The sequence below is a fragment of the Hymenobacter pini genome, from assembly GCF_020421205.1.
In the GTDB taxonomy this organism is placed as follows: domain Bacteria; phylum Bacteroidota; class Bacteroidia; order Cytophagales; family Hymenobacteraceae; genus Hymenobacter; species Hymenobacter pini.
Genome location: NZ_JAIZZH010000005.1, coordinates 234,679 through 251,604 on the forward strand (window position 1 = coordinate 234,679; position 16,926 = coordinate 251,604).

Genomic DNA, 16,926 nt, shown 5'->3' on the forward strand with positions numbered 1-16,926 from the left:
ATGGGCAGTACATCCGCCTATATCCTACCCATACTCCCATGGCTTACTACCGTCCCCCCGGCCCCGCCCCTGACCCGCTCTTGGTCCGCGACCTGACCCGCCTGCAGGATGAGCTACGCACCCGCATCCGCCTGGAGCCGCTGCCTATTGAGCCCCGCCTGATTGCCGGCTGCGACTCCTCCTTCCCTACTCCCGACACGGTATTATCGGTTTTTGTGCTGCTTCGGTTTCCTTCCCTGGAACTGGTAGAGAAGGTATATCACGTTGGCCCCGTTACCCTGCCCTACATTCCGGGCCTGCTGGCTTTCCGCGAAGCACCCAACCTGCTGCTGGCCTTTGAAAAGCTCACTCAGAAACCAGATGTTGTAATGGTTGATGGCCACGGCATTGCACACCCCCGGCGCATGGGTATTGCCGCGCACCTAGGCGTGGAGCTAGACATTCCCACTTTCGGCGTGGCTAAGCAAAAGCTCACCGGTAATTACACGGAGCCGGCCCTATTAAAAGGTAGCATTTCTCCGCTTACAGATAAACAAGGACAGCTCATTGGCGAAGTGATTCGCAGCAAGGACAAGATCAACCCGCTATTTGTGAGCCCCGGCCACCGCTGCGACCAAGCCACCGCCACCCGCCTCACCCTGGCCTGCCTACGCGGCTACAAACTCCCCGAGCCCACCCGCCTGGCCGACTACTGGGCCGAACAGTTTAAAAAAGAGCTGTAATTGTTTTGCACAACGCGAATAGCCCGGCCTTAAAACAAAGGAGGCCGGGCTATTCGCGTTGTGCGGTGTCGAGTCATCCTATATATCATTAAAATATGCTTTTAGGAGCCTCAATAATTGTACAAATCCAACAAGACGCTTTTTCATATTTTCAGGCCCTTACTCCGGAATCCTATCACTCAGTATATATTTTTAACACTATTTTAATTCAAAACGGTCGTTTTTATTAAAAACTCATTAATTCGTCATGAATTTTGGCATGTTCGCCGAATTCCATTGTTCTGATTACAATTATTGTCTTTATTAGCCCTCAACATCATTCATTAAACTTCCTGCATTTGCATGAAAAGAATTTTACCTATCATTCCACTGGCTGCGCTGGCTATAGGTAGCCATACCGCCCAGGCGCAAACCCGGACAGTTTCGGGTCGGGTAACTGACCGCTCTACCGGAGAGGGACTGCCAGGTGTAACGGTGTTGCTGAAAGGCACCAGCAATGGTGTTTCTACAAATTCTGATGGCACATACACTCTATCGGTACCAGCGGCGGCAAGTGGCAAACTTGTTTTCTCCTCCGTTGGCTACGTTAGCGTAGAGCAGGATTTGGGTTCGGGCAGCACCCTGAACGCTTCCCTCGCTACTGATTCAAAAGCACTAAGTGAAGTAGTAGTAGTGGGCTACGGGGCCACTCAGAGCCGCCGCGAACTGACGGGTTCGGTGGCTACTGTAACGGCTGAGCAGATTGCCAACAAGCCGGTACAAAGCTTCGAACAAGCTTTGCAAGGTCAAGCGGCGGGGGTAAATATCACTACGCCTAACGGCGTTCTGAACAACCCGCCAGTAGTGCGCATCCGCGGTGTGAACTCCATTAGCCTTTCCTCACAGCCGCTGTACGTAATTGATGGTATTCCAGCATTCAGCGGCAACAGCTCAGCCGTAGGCAGCGTACCCAACAACCCCTTGGGTAACATCAACCCGAACGACATTGAGAACGTGGAAGTTCTCAAAGACGCTTCTGCCACAGCCATTTATGGCTCGCGCGCCGCAGCCGGGGTTATTCTGGTAACGACGAAGAAAGGCCGGCGCGGTCAGAGCAAAGTATCGCTCGATTCGTGGGTAGGCTGGACTAAGCCGGTGCGCTTACTCGACATTCTGGGTGCTCAGGATTACATGAACATCAAGAATGAGGCTGTTAGAAACCTGAACGCTAACCGGGTGGCCATCAACCAGCCTGGTACGGCAGTAGAGGGATTCAAGCCGACCCTGGACGCCAACGGTAACACAGTAGATACCAAATGGTACGACTACATCTACCGCACGGGCTTCTCCTCGTCGAACAACCTGAACTTCAGCGGTGGCACCGATAAAACCACCTACTATACTTCGGTCGGTTACACTGATCAGAAGGGTATGCTGGTTGGCAACTCTTTTAAGCGGGCTTCGGCTCGTCTCAACATTGACCATAAGGTATTTTCGCGCCTGTCGCTTGGTGCCCGGGTTGGTTACTCTAATACCCGCAACGCATCGCCTAACTCTGGCTCCGTAGCTGATGGAGCTTTCGGCACGGCTGGTTTGGGTCGATTGCCCCTGGTACTCCCCCCGAACGTAGCTCCTCGCAATCCTGATGGCAGCTATAACGTCAGCGGTGCCGGTATCGGCCCGGGAGCAAACATCAACCCCACTGGGGTGAATGGTGCCCCGCTGCTCCCGGGTTACTACAACCCCCTCGTGGATTTGGAAAACAACTATTTCCGCTCCGAGGGCAATGAAATCCAAGGTAGTGTGTATGGCACCCTGGAAGTTGTGAAGAATCTGCGGTTGCGCACCAACTACGGTATTTACAACATCAACTTTGAGGATATAGCCTTCTATACTCCTATTGCTGGTGACGGCTACTCCGCAGTAGGACAAGCCCTCAACTACTACCGTACCAACAAGCGCTGGAACTGGCAGAATACTGCCCAGTACGATGCAACGCTGGCTGAGAAGCACAATATCTCGCTGTTGGTTGGTACAGAGCAGCAGCACACCACCATCGACCGTTGGGGTGCTAACCGTACTGGGGTGGCTGACCCGTTCTTTACCACCTTCCAGGGCAACTACACCAACATTGCAGCTTCCGGTAACTATCAGGGCGAAAACTATCTGCTCTCCTACTTTGGCCGGGCTGATTACAACTTTGCCAAACGCTATCTGCTGTCGGCCAACTTCCGCCGCGACGGTTACTCGGCGTGGGCACAGAAATGGGGTAACTTCTACGGGGCTTCAGCTGGCTATATTATTTCGGAGGAAAACTTCTGGAAAAATTCAAGCGCACTCAGCCGGATCAACTTCCTGAAGTTAACGGGTAGCTACGGTGAGGTTGGTAACAGCCAAGGCATCGATGACTTCGTAGCACTGAACTTATATGGCTCGGGCTTGTACGCTGCAGCCCCTACCCTTGGCTTTGTTAACGCCGGCAACACCCGCCTAACCTGGGAAACTAGCAAGAAAACAGATGTTGGCGTTTCATTTGCCATTCTGAATGAGCGTATCCAGGGTGATGTAGGCTACTACAAAAACCTGGTTGATGGCCTGATTCTGGGTGTACCCCAACCTCTGTCGAAGGGTATCCCCAACAATCAGATTTTTGCCAACGTGGGCTCAATGCAGAATACCGGCATTGAGTTGAACCTTCGCACCACGGCCATCCAGAAAGATAAATTCAGCTGGAATGTTAATGCTAACCTCACTACCCTCAAAAATGAGGTACTGAAGCTGGCTACCGAAGGCCAGCGTATTGGTACGGCTACCGCAACCCTCGAGACAGTAAACTTTACGGAAGTTGGTCGCTCAGTGGGCGAATTACTTGCAGTAGAGTCTTTGGGTGTAAACCCAGCAAATGGGCAGCGTATGATCCGCAAGGCTGATGGTACTGTGGTGCAATACAACCACTTGGGCACCACCGGCGTTGGCTCTACCGGCTGGACGACGATGGACGGCAAAAATACCACTGGTCCTTCGCAGGCCGTTGATGGTAAATATTACGGCCCAGTACTGCCCAAATGGTATGGTGGTTTTGACAACACCTTCCGCTACGCCAATTTCGACCTAGGTGTATTCTTACAATTCTCTGGAGGCAACTACATCTACAACGGTACTAAAGCCGGTTTGCACGATCAGCGCTTCTGGAATAACGCCACCGATATCCTAGACCGGTGGACGCCAGAAACCCCCAATGCCAAATGGCCCCGCGTAGTGTACGGTGACAACGTATCCAATGGCTCGGCACTGATTATGTCGTCCAACATTGAAAAGGGTGACTTCCTGCGCTTACGTAACGTGTCGCTGGGATACTCGCTGCCGCAGGACATCCTCACGCGTTTAAGCATGAGTTCGGCCCGCTTCTATGTGCAGGTTCAGAACGCTGCGCTCTGGACGAAATATTCGGGTATCGACCCCGAAATTTCAACCAACGGTAGTGCTAACCTGGGAGCAGGCGTAGACCGCAACTCTATCGGGCAAGCTCGCACTTACACTGTGGGCTTCAACATCGGATTCTAACATTTCATTTGCTTTTCTGTCTGATGAAGACCTTTTCTTATAAACTGACTCTGGGGCTATGCACTGCACTACTCAGCGTAGGAACTATATCCTGCAAAGAGGAACTGCTAGACCCCACTCCTAAAACTCAGCTCTTCAGCGGTGTAGCTTTTGATACTCCCACCCGGATTCTGCTGCAGGTGAACAACCTGTATGACTTTGTGAAAGCAGGTAGCTTCATGGGAGGACGTTATCAGGTGTATGGTGATATCCGTGCCAACGATTTCCTGAACCGTACCAGCAACCTCGTAACTGGGGCTGCTGTATGGCAGCACACTATCACTGAAACATCGGCCAACGATGTGGTGGCAATGTGGGGTGCCGCTTACCAGGCCATCAACCAGATCAACGTATTTCTGGATGGTATGGAGGCCAATAACGGCAAGTTTGTAGCTCCCACATTCCCTTCGGATTTTGCAGCTACTGCTAATGCGTATAAGGCCGAAGCCCGTTTCCTGCGCGCTCTGTGCTACTATTCGCTGCTGCAATACTACGCCCGTCCGTACGCCGATGGTGCAGGCAGTAAGCCGGGCCTGCCGCTACGTCTGAAAGGTGAAACCGGACAGGATGGCAACGACCTTGCACGTAGCTCGGTAGCGGAGGTGTACACCCAGATTCTGGCTGACCTCAACTTTGCTGAGCAAAACTTACCCGCTACTTACACTGCTGCTGCAAACGGTATTCCCGTATCAACGCTGCTTAGCACCCGTGCCCACCGTAACACGGCTATTGCCCTGAAAACTCGGGTGTACCTGAGCATGGGCCGTTACAGCGACGTAGTGACGGAAGGCAACAAAATTGTTTCTACGGCTGCTCCGTTTACAGCTACTAGTGGTGTGAATCACCGACTTGATGCCTCAGTGGCTACTGTATTTGCGGCGCCCCAGGAAACCAGCGAGATGATTTTTGGCTTCCCCTTTACTGCGCAGGATCCTCCAGGCACTCAAAACCAGTTAGCATATTATTTCTTGCCCGCTTCGCAGGGTGGCAACGGCGAATACAGCCTGAACCCGGCCGGTATTCTGGCTAACCCCACGTTTACGGCCGCCCTCGATGCTCGTCGCTCAGCATTGGTTACAACGTCAGGAACCGAAACTTTCCTGAAAAAGTACGCGACTCCCTCGCCCTACACTGACAAGGCCCCGGTTATGCGTTATGCCGAGGTACTATTGAATTTGTCAGAAGCACTGGCTCGTGCCAATGCTGCCGATACCCGTGCGCTGGCACTGCTCAATGCTGTGCGGGGCCGCTCCAACCCAACCGGAGTGTACACAGCCGCCAGCTTCAGCTCGTCGTTTACCATCATCGATGCTATCCTGCTGGAGCGCCGTATAGAGTTCTTAGGTGAAGGTTTGCGCACTATTGACCTGATGCGCCTCCTGCAACCCATTCCGGGCAAGGGTACGGTTAGCGCCGTTAACACGACCGACCCGCTGTACATCTGGCCAATTCCTCAGTCGGAGTTGCTGTACAACAAGCTCATGACTCAGAACTAGGTTCTGTACCTGATCTGAATTGAAAAAACACCCCGGTCAAAATGATCGGGGTGTTTTTTTTATCAGCATACTGACCTTTTGCACGGGTTCCTGCAGAAGAGTAGCTACTGCTTGGTACACCACCTGAGGAGAGCTAACCTCCTCCACAATACCGCGCTGGTGACTGGCCTGAGTAGATTTGGATAGTTTCGCTCCCTGCGAATCCAATATCAAGCCGTGGTGCAGGAACTGTGTAGTTATGAAGTTTTGCTGCCCCGGTAAATACTGAGAAAGCCACAATTGAGCGGCGGTACTGGGCAACAGGTCTTGGCCGCGCACGATGAGGGTAACGCCCAGGCGTACATCATCCACTACCGACGCTACCTGGTACGCCGCAAAGCCGTCTTTCTTCCGCACAATAAAGTCCCCTAGTTCCGTTGCCAACTGAGCCTTTACGGGGCCCAGGGCCAGATCAGGAAAGGCTACTTCTGTTTGATTCGGCACATGAGCGCGCCACGCGGTATTGGTTGCGGTCAGAGGAATTTGAGCGGCCTGGCAGGTGCCGGGGTAAAGGCCGCTCGGTAATGCCTGGCGAGCCAACTCGGTGCGGGAGCAACGGCAGGCATAGAAAAACTCAGGGTGGGCAACGCGAGCGGCCTGTAATACGGCTTCGTATTCGGGCAGGCGGTGTTGCTGAGAGAAATTCTGCTCAAAATCGGTGGGGCCTGTGGGTCCGTGGTCATAGTCAAGACCCAGCCATTCCAACGTACGGAATATATTCTCCAGGTAAACAGGCCGGAACCGGGCCCGGTCCAAATCGTCGATGCGCAGGTGCAGCGTACCACCGGCCCGGCGCGTGAGCAGCCAAGTAAGCGTGAAATTGACGGCGTTGCCCAAATGCAGGAAACCACTGGGTGTAGGTGCCAGTCGGGTAACAACGGGTGGAGAAGGATACTGTAGCATTGACAAGGCGAAAAATACACAGCCTCGACAACTCCCGGACAACTGCCGACAGGGCTATGGCTATTCCCTAAACTTAATTAAGCAGTTTACTATACTTCTGCTTTAAACCATCTGGCTTACGCGCAATCCATATATAAAATACTATATTTTTCCTACGCTTATGAAACACCTGTTACGCTGCTTTTGCCTGCTGTTGCTTACGGTACTTGCTGCCCGTGCCCAACAGCCCACGCTGTACTTCCCACCTACTCCGGCCTCAACGAGCAATTGGGCCACCACTTCGTCCCAGAGCCTGGGCTGGTGTCAGCCTCAACTCGATTCACTTCTGAACTTCCTCGGCCGCAAAGGCACTAAATCATTCATCGTGCTGAAGAACGGGCGCATAGTGGTGGAGCGGTACTACGGCACCTTCACGCAGGATTCCGTGTGGTACTGGGCATCGGCGGGCAAATCACTTACCGCTACGCTGGTGGGGTTGGCCCGGCAAGACGGCGTGCTTGCATTACCCGACAGTGTGAACCGATTTCTGGGTCGGGGCTGGTCGGCAGCGCCAGTCGCCAAGGAACGTCTTATCACGCTGCGGCATCTGCTCACCATGACCTCGGGGCTCAATGACGTTCCCCCTGCCCCTTGCGACAACGAGAGTAGCTCAGCCGGCTGCCTGCTCTACCGCGCCGATGCCGGTACCCGCTGGGCCTACCACACCGGAGCCTACCGCCAGCTGCAAACGGTACTGGCCCGCGCCAGTGGCCTCACACTGAACCAGTACACCAACCAACGACTAGCCAACCGAATAGGGATGCAGGGACTTTGGGTGCAGGATGTGTATTACAGCCGGGCGCGCGACATGGCCAGGTTCGGGCTGTTTGCGCTGGCCCGGGGCAACTGGAACGGCACCCAAATTCTGACTGATACTGCCTATTTCCGGCAAATGACGACTTCTTCCCAGCCTTTTAACCGCAGCTACGGTTACCTGTGGTGGCTAAATGGCCAAGCCTCGTACATGCTGCCGGGCCCGCAACAAACGGTTTTGCCAGGTAGCACCACCCCGACTGCCCCGGCTGATATGTTTGCCGCTTTGGGCAAAAATGACCAGAAGATTTACGTAGTGCCTAGCCTGGGCTTGGTGGTAGTGCGGCAAGGTAATTCGGCTGATAGTCCACGGTTGGCTGTGTCCTCGTTTGATACGCAGCTTTGGCGCTACCTGATGGCGGCAATACAGTGCCGGCCGCTGGCCGCAGCAGCTGGCTCAGCGCCATCATCTTTCCAACTGCATCCTAACCCAGCCAGTAGCACGGTGCAGGTGCAGCTACCCGCTTACCATGGCACCCTTACCCTGCTCGATATGCAGGGGCGAGTAGTGCGGCGGCAGCCCGCGGTACCCGCCATACCGTTGCAAGGCATACCCTCCGGCGCGTATTTAGTGCGGTGGCAACCCAGCAAAACAACCCCTCCAGTAGTGCGCCGCCTAGTTGTGCAATGAGCCGCAAAGCCCCCTTTTCAGGCATCTTCTGCCTTTGTCAGCCCTAGCCCACGGTTATCATGTTTTAAGAAAATATAGAAGCAATAGAATTTTTTGTTTTTAATTGATGTATGTACATATATTTGCGTCACTCTTAAAATAGCTCTGTATGCAAACCATCCTCGATAAAGCCGGAACCCGTGGCCACGCCAATCATGGCTGGCTGAACTCATACCATACCTTCAGCTTTGCGGGCTACCAAAACCCGGCCCGGGTGCACTTTGGTGCGCTGCGGGTACTGAACGATGACACCGTGGCTGGCGGCATGGGCTTTGGCACCCATCCGCACGATAACATGGAAATCATCAGCATCCCGCTTAGCGGCACCTTGGAGCACAAGGATAGCGCTGGTAACCATGGCGTCATCCAGAGTGGCGACGTGCAGGTGATGAGTGCTGGCACCGGTATTGCGCACAGCGAGAAAAACCATAGCACCACCGAGCCGGTCCAGTTCCTGCAGATCTGGGTGTTTCCCAACCAGCGCAACGTCACGCCCCGCTACGACCAGCAGACGTTCCGGGTAGAGGACCGCCGCAACCAGTTTCAGCAGGTGCTTTCTCCTAACCCCGACGATGCCGGGGTGTGGATTCATCAGGATGCGTGGTTTCACCTGGCCGATTTTGACGCCGGTTTTGCGGCCGAATATCAGTTAAAGAAAGCCGGGAACGGCGTGTACGTGTTTGTATTGGAAGGCGAGGCTACCGTGGCCGGCCAGTCTTTGGGCCGCCGCGACGGCCTGGGCGTTTGGGATACCTCGACGTTGCAGGTGCAGGCTGGCAGCGCCACCCGGCTGTTGCTGATGGAAGTGCCCATGCAGTTCTAACCCCGCCAAAGCATTTACCCGTACAACGTCCGCTTTTCTTCAAGGCCTGCTCTCCAGCCTCTTTTCCCTCAGATATGAAACACGCCCCCACCACGTTTCCGGTTCAGGAAACCATTCGGAAGCGCTGGAGCCCCCGCGCTTTTGCCAGCTACCCGGTAGCCCCCGACACGCTGCAGCAGATTTTTGAAGCTGCTTCCTGGGCCGCCAGCGCCATGAACGAGCAGCCCTGGCGCTACATCTACGCCCACCACGCCGATACCGAGGCCTTTCAGCAGCTGGTAGATTGCCTGATGCCCGGCAACCAACCCTGGGCCCGCAACGCGCCGGTGCTGATTTTGGCCCTGGCTAAAACCCAGTACGATAATGGCACCCCCAACGGCGCTGCACTGCACGACCTGGGCCTTGCTAATGGCAATTTGATTCTGGAAGCAACAGCCCTGGGGCTGCACGGCCACTTCATGGGCGGCTTTGACCGGGCCAAGGCGCAGGAAACTTTTCATCTGCCCGAGAATTTGCAACCCGCCGTGATGATTGCCCTGGGTTACCTCGGCGACGCCGAGCAGTTGGAAGAGCCTTTCCTGAGCCGCGAGAAAGCGCCCCGGCAGCGTAAGCCGCTCTCTGAAACGGTTTTTCACAAGCAACTACCAGCTTAACCGCCGTCTAAAACAAGCACGACCTAACGAACCAGCGGCTCAGAAAAGGCTGCCGGCAATTGAATTTTTAGGATTTCAGAAAAAAGCCCCGTCCGTTTGGCGGGGCTTTTTTTGTGCTTTTTACTCGAGTAAACATCATAGTACGGTACACTTTATGAACAAGTTACAACCAGCAGTAGCGAATTTGCCGGATTGTACCGTCCTTTGTATATAGGATTTAGTTGCTTACCGTTTTTGTATGAAAATACTTCGACTCACGCTGGCTTTGTGCGTGGCTACCGCTGGCATGGCCGGAGCGCAGGATCTTCCTTACCAGACGCCGCCGCGGGCCATTGCTACGCTGGTAGATGCCCCCGTGACGCCCCGCGTTAGCTTTGCCTCCAACGGGCAGTGGATGCTGCTGATGGATGTGCGGGATATGCCCTCCATTGCTGAGCTTAGCCAACCGGAAATGCGCTTGGCCGGCGTACGCATCAACCCCCGCACCAACGGGGCCAGCCGCGTGAGCTACGCGTCGTCGTTGCGGTTGCACCGCTTGCCCGAGGGCAAAGAGATGCTGGTGCAGGGCCTGCCCTCCAACGCCCGCATCAGCGACGTGCAATGGTCGCCGGATAACACCAAAATAGCCTTTACGCACACCACCAACAACCACGTAGAGCTGTGGCTGGTTGACGTGGCTTCGGCCACGGCCAAGCTGGTACCCAACCTGTTCCTGAATGGGGTGCTGGGCACGCCGTACGAGTGGGTTTCGGACAGCAAAACCATCATTGCCCGGGCAGTAGTGGGTGGCCGGGGCGAAGCTCCTAACCCTACTGCGCCCCCTACTGGTCCTACCATTCAGCAGAACGTGGGCCGCACCTCGGCGGCCCGCACGTACCAGGATTTGCTGAAAAACCCCGTTGATGAGCGGCTGTTCGATTACTACGCCCTCACGCAGGTAGTGAAAGTAGGCCTCGATGGCCGCATGGCTCCGTTGGGGCAGCCCGGCGTAATTGAGCAGGCCCTACCCTCTCCCAGCGGCAAATATGTGTTGGTGAGCACCCGCCACCGGCCGTACTCCTACACGCTCCCCCTGAACAGCTTCCCGCTACGCCTGGATGTGCTGAATATGGAAGGCCTCGTGGTGAAGGAAATTGCCAACCTACCCCTGGCCGATAACGTGCCCACCAGCTTTGACGCCGTGCCCACCGGCCCGCGCAACGTGAGCTGGCGCGAAGACGCTCCCAACACCCTCTTTTGGGTGGAAGCCCAGGATGGTGGCGACCCCAAAACGGAAGCTCCGGTGCGCGACAAACTCTTCGCCCTGGGGGCTCCGTTTGACGGACAACCCCAGGAGCTGGCGTCGTTGCCGCTACGCTTCAGCCGCATCTACTGGAGCGGCTCCGATAAACTGGCCTTGGTAGGCGGCTACCGCTGGGCCGACCGCAAAGAGGCTCTCTGGACCCTCGACCTGGCTACCAAAACCTCCCTAACGCCGCTGTTCGAGCGTTCTTCGCAGGATACCTACACCGACCCCGGCACTCCGTTCGTGCGCCGCAACGAGCAAGGCCGCCGGGTGCTGGCTACCGATGCCAACGCTGATATGGTGTACTTCATCGGGGCTGGGGCTTCGCCGGAAGGTGACCGGCCGTTTGTGGACGAAATGAACGTGCGCACCAAAAAGAGCGCCCGGTGGTGGCGTTCGGAAGCACCGTACTACGAGGCCCCAGTTACCATTCTGGACGCCAACAAGCACGTGTTTGTAACGCGCCGCGAGTCGCAGACGGAAGCCCCCAACTACTTCCTGCGCGACGCACCCAACCCCAAGCCGGTTCAACTGACCAAGTTCCCGAACCCCTACGCCACGCTGGGCAACCTGCAGAAGCAGGTGCTCAAATACAAGCGGGCTGATGGCGTGGACCTGACGGCAAACCTCTATTTACCCCCGAACTACAAGAAGGAAGATGGCCCGCTGCCCACGTTGATAGAGGCCTATCCGGTAGAGTTCAAAGACAAGAAAGACGCCGGGCAGGTGAAAGGCTCGCCTTATACCTTCACCCGCTTCAGCTGGGGCTCGCCCGTATTCTGGGTAACGCAAGGCTACGCCGTACTGCAGGGAGCCAGCATTCCGATTGTGGGTGAGGGCGATAAGCAGCCCAACGACACGTACGTGGAGCAACTGACCTCCTCGGCCAAAGCGGCTATTGATGAAGGCAAGCGCCTGGGTGTGGTAGACCCAAATCGGGTGGCCGTAATGGGCCACAGCTATGGTGCCTTCATGACGGCCAACCTGCTGGCCCACACCAACCTGTTTAAAGCTGGTATTGCCCGTAGTGGCGCCTACAACCGCACCCTCACGCCGTTCGGCTTCCAGGGCGAGGAGCGCACCTATTGGGAAGCCCCGCAGGTGTACAACGCTATGTCGCCGTTCAACTACGCCGACAAGATTAAAACGCCGCTGCTGCTGATTCATGGGGAAGCCGACAACAACTCGGGCACTTTCCCCATCCAGAGTGAGCGGTTCTACAATGCCCTGAAAGGCAATGGTGCTACCGTGCGCTACGTAGTGCTGCCGGCCGAAGCCCACGGTTACGCCGCCCATGAGTCCATCATGCACATGCTGTGGGAAATGAACACTTGGTTGGACACGTATGTGAAGAAAGCCGGTACCGCAACGCCCACATCTGATACCAAAGCAGACGCACGCTAAGAAGCAAAAGCCTGTTTTGTTGCAAAAAGCCCCGGTTGCCAGTTGGCAGTCGGGGCTTTTTGCATATAGTATTTTCGGTATTAAACAAGGGGCTTTCGTACAAAATTTTGCCCAAACCTTAACCTCTACTGCGGCGCTTCGTTAAAACCAACAAATACTCTCACACGAGTTTAACTGCTTCTGACCATGAAAACGCTCAAGATATATGCGGCCATGCTTACGGCCCTGTTTGTACTGGAAAGCACTGTAACGGTAACCGACGCCGACGCCCAGACGAGACCCAGAAAAACCTGGAGTAAAAAAGCCAAAGGCGCAGCCATTGGCGGTGGTGCAGGCGCCGTGACGGGTGCCGTAGTAGGTGGCGGTAAAGGCGCTGTACTTGGCGGCGTAGCAGGCGCAGCCGCCGGTGGTATTATTGGCCGCAAAAAAGATAAGAAGAAAGACCCCGTACGCTACGAACAATACTCGCGTAAGGACTAGCCCAAGTAACCCAGTGAGGCTACACACCTCATTAGCGAAAAGCTCCGAACCAACCGGTACGGGGCTTTTTGCCGTTTATACCGCATGGGCGCTGCTGCTGAAAATCCAAAACCCAGACGCACTGCTGCGGGTACAGTACCCATGCGATTATTTGTGTATTCTGCCCTTTCTAACAAGGCCCGCGCTGAGCTATTGCAGCAGCTGCCCCCAGAGGTTACCACCACCTTCAGAACCGATTTAGCTGTTGCAGACCAGCAAACGGCGCTGCAGGCCGCCGAGCTATTGTTAGGCAACCCGCCCGCCGCATGGCTGCAGGAAAGTCTGCCCCCATACCTACGCTTCTGGCAGATTGACTCGGCCGGCATTGACCAGTACCGGCAAGTGCAGCCCCACTTTCCGGTAGCCAATATGGGCGACTTTTTTGCCTGGGCCTGCGCCGAAACGATGGTGGCGGGGTTGCTGGCGCTGTTACGTTACATCCCGGAGCTGGCGGTGTGGCAAACCCAGCGCCACTGGGAAGGTGCCGCATTACGCTCTCGTATGGGCCTGCTCCGGCACCGACGGATAATTATTCTGGGCCGAGGTACCATTGGGCTGGCGGTAGCGCGGCAGCTGCAGGGGTTTGATTGCCCGGTGCAGTTCCTGGCACGCACCGATGCCAACGCTCAACTGCACACGCGTGACCAACTACTGGCCGCCTTACCCCACACCGACATTCTCATAAACTGCCTCCCAGGTGCCGCCGGACAGGTTGTGACGCGGGAGGTATTAGCAGCCCTACCGGCTCACGCCATATACGCCAGCGTAGGCCGGGGCAACACTACCGACGAGCCTGCCCTGATTGAGGCGCTTACAACCCAACGGCTGGCTGGCGCCGTGCTGGACGTAACAGCTCAGGAGCCGTTACCCGCCGATAGTCCACTCTGGCACTTGCCCCGCGTGTTGCTTACCCAGCACAGCGGTGGCGGCCAGCCCCACGAGGATGAGGGCAAAGTGGCGCTATTCCTGCGTAACCTGCGGCATGTACGCCAGCAGGAGCCGCTGGAAAACCCAGTACAGCTGCACCGCGGGTATTAGGCTGCCAGGCAGCTCCTTGCGAAGCAACAGGTGCATGCAACCATTTGGCCACAGGCAGGCTCCTCACCCACCATCTTATCTGCCTGTGCTATGCGGAAGCTATACATGTTATTGCTGGGGAGCGGCTTGCTCCTGAGCTTAAGTGCCTGCCCGGGCATTATCGACCCGGCCGAGCGGATACCCTTACCGCGCTATAAGCCGTTGCTGATGGCCCGTTCGCAACTGGAGCAGGCCGTGGCCGTTTTGCCGCCGCGAGAACTGCACAATACCGGCAAAATCTACCTCCGCGACCCATACGTGCTGATCAACGAGCAATACGAAGGGGTACACATTATCAACAACCAGGACCCCGAGCACCCAACGCCCGTGGCGTTTCTGCGGATTCCGGGCAACGTGGACGTGGCCATGAAAGGCGCGTTGCTTTACGCCGACAGTGGCTCCGACCTGCTGACCTTTGACCTGAGCAACATTACGGCCGCAAAGCTGCTGAGCCGGGTGCGCGGGGCGGTGCCGGAGCTACCCATGCCCGAAAACGGCGAAGTTCCGGCTGAATATCAACCACAAAACCGCCCGGCCGATGCCGTGGTGGTGGGCTGGCAGAAACTATAAGCTACCAAGCCGATGAAGCTATTCTACTCTTTTTTGGGCCTCTTGGGCCTAGTATCCTTGGGAAGCTGCAGCAACAGCAGCGACGTGAGCCCCAGTAATGCGGATAACGGCCAGGGTGGTTCGCTTGCCCGTTTTACCGTGCTCGACAACACTCTGTACGTGGTGGATAATAGCAGCCTGCGCACCTTCAGCCTTGCCGATGCGGCCCATCCCAAACAAGGCACGGTTGTACCACTGGGTGCAGGCATTGAAACCATTTATCCCCGCTCGCCTTACCTGTTTCTGGGCACCCAGCGCGGCATGTTCATCTTTGATGCCACCGTGCCCAACCAGCCCCGCCAGGTAGCCTATTACCAGCACGTGGTGAGCTGTGACCCAGTGGTGGTGGACGAGCGGTTTGCATACGTAACCCTGCGCGACGGCCGCACTTGCGGCGGAGGCCCCAACCAGTTACAGGTAGTGGACCTCACCAATCTGAGCAACCCTTGGCTGGCGCAAACTTACCCCATGCAACACCCGCTGGGTTTAGGCGTGGATAGCACCTTGCTGTTTGTGTGCGATAAGGACCAGTTGAAAGTATTCGACACCCGCCAAGCCCCTGTACTGCCCGCTCCGCAAACTTTTCCGGTGACGGTATCGGATGTGATTCCGCACCGGGGGCTGCTGCTGGCCGTGGGCCCCGATGGCTTGTACCAGTACCGCTACCGAAAGGGGGCGCTTAGCCTGCTAAGCAAACTACCCGTTACCCCTACCCGCTAATGCGCCGGCTGTTCATACTGCTACCGGCTTTGTGGCTCCCCATTCGGCTCTCCGCCCAAACGGCGGCTACTACGCCGCCTGCCCGGCAGTGGGGCGTGTCGGCCAACCTATTTCCGCTGATAGCCAGCGGCTACCACGTAAGCGTGGAGCGACGGTGGCACCCTGCATCCCGCAGCAGCGTGGTACTAACGCCGCAGTGGTACCGGGGCCCCGTAAATGACTTCACCTCTGACCTGCACGACGCTGGCGCTGACCGGGTGCAGGGCTTCGGCGCGGAGTTGCAGCACCGTATCTACCTAGGGCCCGAGTCGGCTCCGCTGGATGGGTTTTATGTCAGCTACGGGGCCAGCTACCAGCATTTCCGGATGCAGTTCCGGGCTGCTAGCTGGCAACCCGAGCTGGGCCCCGATGGCCTGTACTATTACGAGTACCGCCAGCGCCCTCAAACAGAAACCATTGACCGGTTTGGCGCCGTAGCAGTGCTGGGCCGGCAGTGGGTATTTCCGGGTAGTCCGTTTTTCCTGGATGCCTACCTAGGCATGGGCCTGCGCACGGCCGGCTCCCGGGCAACGCTGCCCGGCAACCACTTCGCTACCTCCATGAGCGACTATGGGCACGAGGGCTATTATTTACCGGTGGGCTTCCGGCTGGGAGTTATGCTGTAAGGCAGCCAGTGCCGCTGTTCTGCGCCCGGAGCACAACCCGGAGCGGGCAGTGGCAGTAGAAAAACCTGGACTTACTCCCTCTCACATGGAAACCCCTCGCGCCTTCCGGGCCAGCTCAGAAACTGACCTCTGGCAGCAAGTAGCCACTGACCTGGAAGGCCAAGCCGACCTGTTTGACTACCGCGCAGATTTGCACCAGAACGGCTACCATGTGCGGTTAGAGTATGATATTGACCTGGGCGGCGGCTTTGAGGGCGGTTACGAACTAACAACCCTCACGGCAGACCTGCCGGCTGATACGGCGTTTCACTTTGCCCTGCATGAGCAGGATTGGGTGCACGAGATTGGTAAGCTACTGGGCCTGCAGGATGTAGAGGTAGGCGACGCCGAGCTGGACAAGACATTTATCATCACCACCAACCAGCCTGACACGCTAAGCCCCTTGCTGCTGCAGCCAGAAGTACGCGCTGCGTTGCTGCGTCACCCGGCCGGCCGTTTGGTCCTCGCCCCGGCCTCATCGGAAGCAGGCGTGCCGGTGCAGCTCACGTTTTCGGAAGAGCGCGCTCTGACCGACCTGGGCGAGTTACAGGAAATATATCACGCGTTAGTCGTTATTTTGCAGCAACTGCAGCCAGCATTGGGTAGCAAGTAGCCTGATACCAAACACTCCGGCCTGGGCAGCACCGCATTCTGCACTGCTGCCCAGGCCGGAGTGTACCCAGATGCGGCATATTGCACTACCCCGGAATGGCACCCAGAAAATGTAGTACCCAGCCAAACAGATACACGCCGGGAATAAACAGGGCGTAGGCCCACCACGGCAACCGGTTGAGATGCAGCCCGCGCTGAACGGGCCAATTGTTGCGTACTTCCATAGCTAGTGAGGCTGTAGGGTGAGTTGATACGA

The 16,926-nt window shown here is 56.5% G+C and carries 15 protein-coding genes; 13 read left to right on the forward strand and 2 right to left on the reverse strand.

Annotated features, from left to right (window positions below):
* The first annotated feature begins 38 nt into the window (after positions 1 to 38).
* From nfi to LF252_RS19035, 3 genes are all read left to right on the forward strand, one after another.
* Entirely contained in the window at positions 39 to 722 is a 684-nt protein-coding gene (nfi, locus tag LF252_RS19025) for a deoxyribonuclease V (protein ID WP_226271179.1), read from the forward strand.
* A gap of 342 nt (positions 723 to 1,064) precedes the next feature.
* Complete coding sequence (locus LF252_RS19030) at positions 1,065 to 4,265, forward strand: SusC/RagA family TonB-linked outer membrane protein (protein ID WP_226271180.1); 3,201 nt, start codon at positions 1,065 to 1,067, stop codon at positions 4,263 to 4,265.
* A 23-nt stretch (positions 4,266 to 4,288) separates the two neighbouring features.
* Complete coding sequence (locus LF252_RS19035) at positions 4,289 to 5,800, forward strand: RagB/SusD family nutrient uptake outer membrane protein (RefSeq protein WP_226271181.1); 1,512 nt, start codon at positions 4,289 to 4,291, stop codon at positions 5,798 to 5,800.
* A 36-nt stretch (positions 5,801 to 5,836) separates the two neighbouring features.
* Here the strand turns inward: LF252_RS19035 and LF252_RS19040 are convergent, their stop codons facing one another.
* Positions 5,837 to 6,742, reverse strand: a complete 906-nt coding sequence (locus LF252_RS19040) for a glutamate--tRNA ligase family protein (RefSeq protein WP_226271182.1) — start codon at positions 6,740 to 6,742, stop codon at positions 5,837 to 5,839.
* A 160-nt stretch (positions 6,743 to 6,902) separates the two neighbouring features.
* On the opposite strand from LF252_RS19040, the gene LF252_RS19045 reads away from it, so the two are divergent.
* The 10 genes from LF252_RS19045 (at position 6,903) to LF252_RS19090 (ending at position 16,671) form a co-directional block, all read left to right on the forward strand.
* Positions 6,903 to 8,225, forward strand: a complete 1,323-nt coding sequence (locus LF252_RS19045) for a serine hydrolase (protein ID WP_226271183.1) — start codon at positions 6,903 to 6,905, stop codon at positions 8,223 to 8,225.
* Positions 8,226 to 8,373: 148 nt separating this feature from the next.
* Positions 8,374 to 9,087, forward strand: coding sequence for a pirin family protein (locus LF252_RS19050; RefSeq protein WP_226271184.1), 714 nt, complete (start codon positions 8,374 to 8,376; stop codon positions 9,085 to 9,087).
* Between the two features lie 74 nt (positions 9,088 to 9,161).
* Positions 9,162 to 9,740, forward strand: a complete 579-nt coding sequence (locus tag LF252_RS19055) for a nitroreductase family protein (RefSeq protein WP_226271185.1) — start codon at positions 9,162 to 9,164, stop codon at positions 9,738 to 9,740.
* A 238-nt stretch (positions 9,741 to 9,978) separates the two neighbouring features.
* A complete protein-coding gene (locus tag LF252_RS19060) occupies positions 9,979 to 12,429 on the forward strand; it encodes an alpha/beta hydrolase family protein (RefSeq protein ID WP_226271186.1) in 2,451 nt (816 codons plus the stop codon).
* Positions 12,430 to 12,615: 186 nt separating this feature from the next.
* Entirely contained in the window at positions 12,616 to 12,909 is a 294-nt protein-coding gene (locus tag LF252_RS19065; protein WP_226271187.1) for a YMGG-like glycine zipper-containing protein, read from the forward strand.
* 153 nt (positions 12,910 to 13,062) lie between these two features.
* On the forward strand, positions 13,063 to 13,986 hold the full coding sequence (locus tag LF252_RS19070) for an NAD(P)-dependent oxidoreductase (RefSeq protein WP_317197871.1): 924 nt from the start codon (positions 13,063 to 13,065) through the stop codon (positions 13,984 to 13,986).
* A gap of 90 nt (positions 13,987 to 14,076) precedes the next feature.
* The gene (locus LF252_RS19075) at positions 14,077 to 14,595 is read left to right on the forward strand and encodes an LVIVD repeat-containing protein (RefSeq protein WP_226271189.1); all 519 of its coding nucleotides are present in this window, start codon (positions 14,077 to 14,079) and stop codon (positions 14,593 to 14,595) included.
* Between the two features lie 138 nt (positions 14,596 to 14,733).
* Positions 14,734 to 15,354, forward strand: coding sequence for an LVIVD repeat-containing protein (locus LF252_RS19080; protein ID WP_226271190.1), 621 nt, complete (start codon positions 14,734 to 14,736; stop codon positions 15,352 to 15,354).
* Positions 15,354 to 16,019 carry a hypothetical protein gene (locus LF252_RS19085; RefSeq protein ID WP_226271191.1) on the forward strand — a complete coding sequence of 222 codons (666 nt, stop codon included), beginning with the start codon at positions 15,354 to 15,356 and terminating at the stop codon, positions 16,017 to 16,019. Before LF252_RS19080 ends, LF252_RS19085 begins: the two co-directional genes overlap by 1 nt.
* Positions 16,020 to 16,104: 85 nt before the next feature.
* Entirely contained in the window at positions 16,105 to 16,671 is a 567-nt protein-coding gene (locus tag LF252_RS19090; RefSeq protein ID WP_226271192.1) for a hypothetical protein, read from the forward strand.
* 85 nt (positions 16,672 to 16,756) lie between these two features.
* Here the strand turns inward: LF252_RS19090 and LF252_RS19095 are convergent, their stop codons facing one another.
* The gene (locus LF252_RS19095) at positions 16,757 to 16,894 is read right to left on the reverse strand and encodes a hypothetical protein (protein ID WP_226271193.1); all 138 of its coding nucleotides are present in this window, start codon (positions 16,892 to 16,894) and stop codon (positions 16,757 to 16,759) included.
* Positions 16,895 to 16,926 lie beyond the last annotated feature (32 nt).